Origin of the sequence: Pseudolysinimonas sp., assembly GCF_031389465.1 — a bacterium.
In the GTDB taxonomy this organism is placed as follows: domain Bacteria; phylum Actinomycetota; class Actinomycetes; order Actinomycetales; family Microbacteriaceae; genus Pseudolysinimonas_A.
Map to the genome: position 1 here is coordinate 1 of NZ_JANMSQ010000223.1, position 4,900 is coordinate 4,900.

Below are 4,900 nucleotides of genomic sequence, written 5' to 3' on the forward strand. Positions count from 1 at the left end.
AGCAGCCCCGGCCCGTCGAGGTGCTCGACGGTCAGCGCGGCGTGGGTGCGCGGGTAGACCTCGGCGAGCAACTCGGGAAAGCGGGTGAAGGCGGCCGCATCCTGCATGTCGGCGTCGTCGCGAGAAACCGTCGGTACGCGGATGAGCGCCCGGAGGTGCTCTACGGCAGCGTCGGCATCCACGCTCCGAGCCTAGGTTCTCGGCGCCCCCGGTTTCGGTGGTCGAGTAGCCGCCGAAGGCGGCGTGTCGAGACCCCGCCGCCGATACGCGCTCCCGCTGAGCCCCGGGAGGTCATCGAATCGTCCCTCGATGAGAGCTTCCCGCTTGGCGCGCGACCAGTTCTGCACCTTCTTCTCGAGGGCGAACGCGTCGTCCACGAGCTGGAACTCGTGCGCCCACACCAGCTCGACGGGACGGCGACGGCGCGTGTAGACGGCCCCTTCGCCAGCGGAGTGTTGCGCCAGGCGGCGTTCGAGGTCACGGGTACTGCCGACGTAATAGCTGCCGTCGGCGCATCGAAGGATATATGTGAAGGGCATGGCCCATCGTCGTTGCTGGCAGTGCGACGCTCCGCGGTCTCCACAGGCGAGTTCGTTACCCACAGGGTCTCGACACGCCGCCTCTGGCGGCTACTCGACCACCGAAAAGCAGAGGCTAGGCGCGCGCGCCCTTCGCCCAGTTGACGACGACGTCGTTCGGGCCGTCTCCGAGTTTCGCGTGCAGTTTCGAGCCCGGGAAGAGCAGCGGCAGGGCGCTGTTCGGAACCCCGTTGCCGACCTGCACCTGGTAGCTCTCGGCACCCTTGTCGACCGTCAGGGTGAGGGCTTGCACCGGGTCGCCCGCCGACGAGGTGAGCCCCATCGGCTGGTTCGCGACGAGCACGACGGCGATGTCTGCACCATTCTCCAGAATCCATTTGGCGCTGTCGCGCCCTTCGCCCGACTTGACGGTGACGTTCGGCACCGCAGAGGCGAAGTCGATCGCGACCTTGCTGCGGTCTGCCGGGTCGACGCGCACTGCGAGTGCCGTCTGGCCGGGCACGAGCTGCGGGATGTAGATCTCTTGCACACGCTGCACGCAGGTCGCCGCGTAGGGTGCTTCGCTCTGGAGGTAGACCTGCAGCGAGAACGTGCACTTGCGCTCGACGAGACTGTTTCCGAACTGCATCGTCGTGCTGGAGATGTCGACGCCGAGCAGGTCGGCACGGCCGAGGGTGCCGGTGGTGAGAAGGTCGTCGTCGACCGATCCGACGGCCGAGCGGAAGGAGTCAGCGATGTTGTCGAAGAAGCCCATGGCCGACATCGTAGGGTTGCAGAGATGCCGTCCTCTAGCCCTCGCCCCGCCGGCCGCTACGGCACCAAGCCCGACCCCGGCAATCGCCGTCTCGCGCTCGCGCCCGGGCTGATCGCCGCCCTCGCCCTCCTGATCGGGGTGACGGTGCTCGAAGACGGCCCGTTCACGGTCGTGCGGTACGTCGTCGCGATCTTCGCCGCCATCGTCGCGGTGTTCGCGTTTCAAGCGAAACAGTGGTGGTGGCTCCCCGTGTTCGCCGCGATCGCTGTGGTGTGGAACCCGATCTGGCCATTGTCGTTCGAGGGCGGCCTATGGCAGGGCGCGCAGTATGTCGCGGCACTGGTCTTCCTGCTTGCGGGATGGTTCATCAAGGTGCCGATTCCCGAAGATCAGCGCCGATGACGCAGCTGTCGGCTCGGCTGCGCTAGACTGACTCCGCTCCCCACCCCACCGGCCAAGCCGGGTCTGGGTACGTTTCGCGGAGCATGTCTTGGATCAGAACCGGTCCGCCTCAGCGGGTGGATCGCACAGAAGGCTCCCGGAGCATCGCGGGAACCAAGGAGACCGATGAGCCCTTCCGGGCAGAGCAAGAGTCCTTCGGGGCAGAGGTCGTCGACCCGCAAGCGCTCGAACGCGCAATCGCAGCGGCGGCGTCAGCACCAGGACGAGACCGGTGTCATCCCGATCCTCGCGCGCACCGTGCGGGCGATCGAGAACTCCGCCGAGCGCGGCAAGGTCAACCCGTCGAACCGCATCAAGTTCCGGGTCGTCGCAGCGCTCGTGCGCGAGGAGCGCGCCCGCATCAAGACTGACAAGGCACTGACGGATGCCGAGCGCACCAAAGAGCTCACGCGTCTCGACGGCATCGCGACGATCATGGCGAAGACGGCGTCGCGCGACACCTCCCTCATCCAGTTGCTGACGGACACCGCGCCGCTGACGCCGCAAGCTCAGGAGGCGAAGCGGGCGATGCTGCTCGAGGCCGGCGCCGAACTGTCGCCCGAAGATCTCATCGTCGTCACCGAGGCGCCCGCTGCACGCGACGACGAGAAGCACGTGGTGCCGCAGTCGGTGAAGCAGTACCAGATGGCGAACCCGTTCCTCGCACCCGACTTCAGCTCGTCGACCGCTGCGAAGTCGTCGACCGCGGGCCGACTGGCGAACTGGGAGCTCATCGAACCGTTGTTCCGGTCGTTCGAGATGGGATCGGGCGGCGGTGCCGCGAGTATGGATCTGCCCGATGCCCGTTCTCTCGCTGCCGCAGGTGGCAAAGAGCTGATGCGGCACCAGGCGCGGTTCATCGAGAGCGCCCGCGCCGGCCACCGCACCTACTTGCTCGCCGACGAGCCGGGTCTCGGCAAGACCGCACAGGCATTGCTTGCCGCCGAAGCGTCGGGCACGTATCCGCTCGTCGTCGTCGTGCCGAACGTCGTCAAGGTGAACTGGGCCCGCGAGGTCGAGAAGTGGACGCCGCACCGCGTCGCCACCGTCGTGCACGGTGACGGTGACGACATCGACGCGTTCGCTGACGTGGTCATCGTCAACTACGAGGTGCTCGACCGGCACGTCGCCTGGCTCTCCCGCCGCGGTTTCAAGGGCATGGTCGTCGACGAGGCGCACTTCATCAAGAACAAGGACTCGCAGCGGTCGAAGAACGTGCTGTCGCTGTCGAAGAACATCCGCTCGGTCACCCCGAACGCCCTGTTCGTCGCCCTCACCGGAACGCCGCTGATCAACCAGATCGAAGACTTCAGGATGATCTGGCAGTACCTCGGCTGGATCGACGACAAGAAGCCGCTCACCGCCCTGATGCGCAGACTCGAAGAGACCGAGTTGAACCCCGGCGACCCGGGCTTCTTCTCCGCCGCTCGGGGCGCCGTGATCGACATGGGCATCGTGCGTCGCAAGAAGGTGGATGTCGCCGCCGACATCCCTGCGCGTCGGATCGCCGACATCCCGGTCGAACTCGATGGCGAAGCAGGCCGCTCGATCTACGAAGCCGAGCAGGCACTCATCGCGCGGCTCGTGGAACGCTACCGCCGCCTCACCGCGGCACGCCCCGACACGTCGCCGGAGGAGGCCATCCGCATGGTCGCCGCCGCCGAACTCGAAGAGTCGCGCGGGGGTGGATCCGACGGCACCAACGTGTTCGCGATGGTGCGGCGTATCGGGCAGGCGAAGGCCGTTCCGGCGGCCGACTACACCGTCAACCTCGCCCGCAACGTCGGCAAGGTGGTGTTCTTCGCCAAACACATCGACGTGATGGATGCGGCCGAACAGTTCTTCGCGAAGGCGGGGCTGAAGACGGTGTCGATCCGCGGCGAGCAGACCACGAAGGCTCGCACGCTCGCGCTCGACGCGTTCACCAACGACCCGACGGTTGCGGTCGCTGTCTGCTCGCTCACGGCAGCGGGCGTCGGCATCAACCTGCAGGTGGCATCCAACGTCGTTCTCGCCGAACTGTCGTGGACCAACGCCGAGCAGACCCAAGCGATCGACCGCGTACACCGCATCGGTCAGGAACTTCCGGTCACCGCGTGGCGCATCATCGCCGCAGGCACCATCGACGGCCGCATCTCGGAACTCATCGACAGCAAGGCCGGCCTTGCGGCGCGTGCCCTCGACGGCGAAGAGTTCGAGGCGGCCGAAGGTTCCGTGCAGCTGGAGGCTCTCGTTTCCTTGCTCACAGACTCGGTGGTCGAGTAGCGGGTTGAGTGCCGGCGTAGCCGGTGTATCGAAACCCGTGTCGAGACCCAAACTCTCAACTATCTAGCGAAAGTTGACGGGTTGCGCGCTGTTCACCGCTGAGTAATCTGGTGTTCGCCGGAAGGGAAACCTGAAGGCAACAGAACGGCCCTCGAGGCTCGACGAACCCCCGGCTGTGTTCTTAGGAGCGCAGTCCGGCGGGAACGCGGTTTTCGGGGGCCGTTCGTTGTACCCGTGTACCCCATCGTGTCCCCCACGATGCGGACACCCCCACTGGGGACAGCGGGGTTGTTGCATAGCTGGCTACTCTTCAAGAGCACTAGTTGGGGGACTAGCCAGACGGCGGTGATCTCGTCACTTACGCGAATCGCATTTACGGGGGTAAAAGCGAATCTTCGCGGACGACATCACCGCCGTCAGTATTTCGCGGAGCCACCGGCACTTCGGGTCTAGTGCCCGCGCGATCGGGCGTATCGAGACCGCGAACTCTCAACTATCTAGCGAGACTTGACGGGTTGCGCGCCGCGTGGGGCTGAGTAATCTCGACTCAACCGATACGGCGAAACCCGGAACGGACGGTGTCACAGCCGCCGGTCGAGGGACCGCAGACCGGTCGCATGGGGTCAAACCCGAGCGGCACGGAGGCGGTGCTTTGCGGGTCCCCGGTGTCAAAACCGGACGACGCGCGGGCTGCTTCGGCCCGAGAGCTCGCGGGTCGCGGACGCCAAGTCGACCACTGAACGGCCCTGGGATTTCTAGACCCGGGGTCGTTCGTGTTTAACGGCTCCGCGGGTTGAGTGCCCGCGTAGCGGGTGTATCGAAACCGCCCCCCGAGCAACCAGCTGTGGATGTCGACGACCTGCGATATCCCGTAGGCGCCACGATGTCGGCATGATCGCCT

At 66.1% G+C, this 4,900-nt stretch carries 4 protein-coding genes and 1 pseudogene; 2 read left to right on the forward strand and 3 right to left on the reverse strand.

Annotated elements, in window-relative coordinates:
* The 3 genes and pseudogenes from RMO30_RS08890 to RMO30_RS08900 all read right to left on the reverse strand — a co-directional run.
* Positions 1-182 (reverse strand): annotated as a pseudogene (locus tag RMO30_RS08890) (acetylornithine deacetylase); the annotation flags it as partial.
* 9 nt (positions 183-191) lie between these two features.
* Entirely contained in the window at positions 192-539 is a 348-nt protein-coding gene (locus tag RMO30_RS08895) for a GIY-YIG nuclease family protein (RefSeq protein ID WP_309712177.1), read from the reverse strand.
* 115 nt (positions 540-654) lie between these two features.
* Positions 655-1,293, reverse strand: coding sequence for a hypothetical protein (locus RMO30_RS08900; protein ID WP_309712179.1), 639 nt, complete (start codon positions 1,291-1,293; stop codon positions 655-657).
* Between the two features lie 24 nt (positions 1,294-1,317).
* On the opposite strand from RMO30_RS08900, the gene RMO30_RS08905 reads away from it, so the two are divergent.
* Both RMO30_RS08905 and RMO30_RS08910 read left to right on the forward strand, forming a co-directional pair.
* Positions 1,318-1,695, forward strand: a complete 378-nt coding sequence (locus RMO30_RS08905; RefSeq protein ID WP_309712182.1) for a DUF6804 family protein — start codon at positions 1,318-1,320, stop codon at positions 1,693-1,695.
* Positions 1,696-1,860: 165 nt separating this feature from the next.
* Complete coding sequence (locus RMO30_RS08910; RefSeq protein WP_309712184.1) at positions 1,861-3,999, forward strand: DEAD/DEAH box helicase; 2,139 nt, start codon at positions 1,861-1,863, stop codon at positions 3,997-3,999.
* The last annotated feature ends 901 nt before the right edge of the window (positions 4,000-4,900 follow it).

Coding starts and splice junctions, on each gene's coding strand:
- RMO30_RS08895 (WP_309712177.1), bottom strand. CDS start 539: ATGCCCTTCACATATATCCTTCGATGCGCCGACGGCAGCTATTACGTC.
- RMO30_RS08900 (WP_309712179.1), bottom strand. CDS start 1,293: ATGGGCTTCTTCGACAACATCGCTGACTCCTTCCGCTCGGCCGTCGGA.
- RMO30_RS08905 (WP_309712182.1), top strand. CDS start 1,318: ATGCCGTCCTCTAGCCCTCGCCCCGCCGGCCGCTACGGCACCAAGCCC.
- RMO30_RS08910 (WP_309712184.1), top strand. CDS start 1,861: ATGAGCCCTTCCGGGCAGAGCAAGAGTCCTTCGGGGCAGAGGTCGTCG.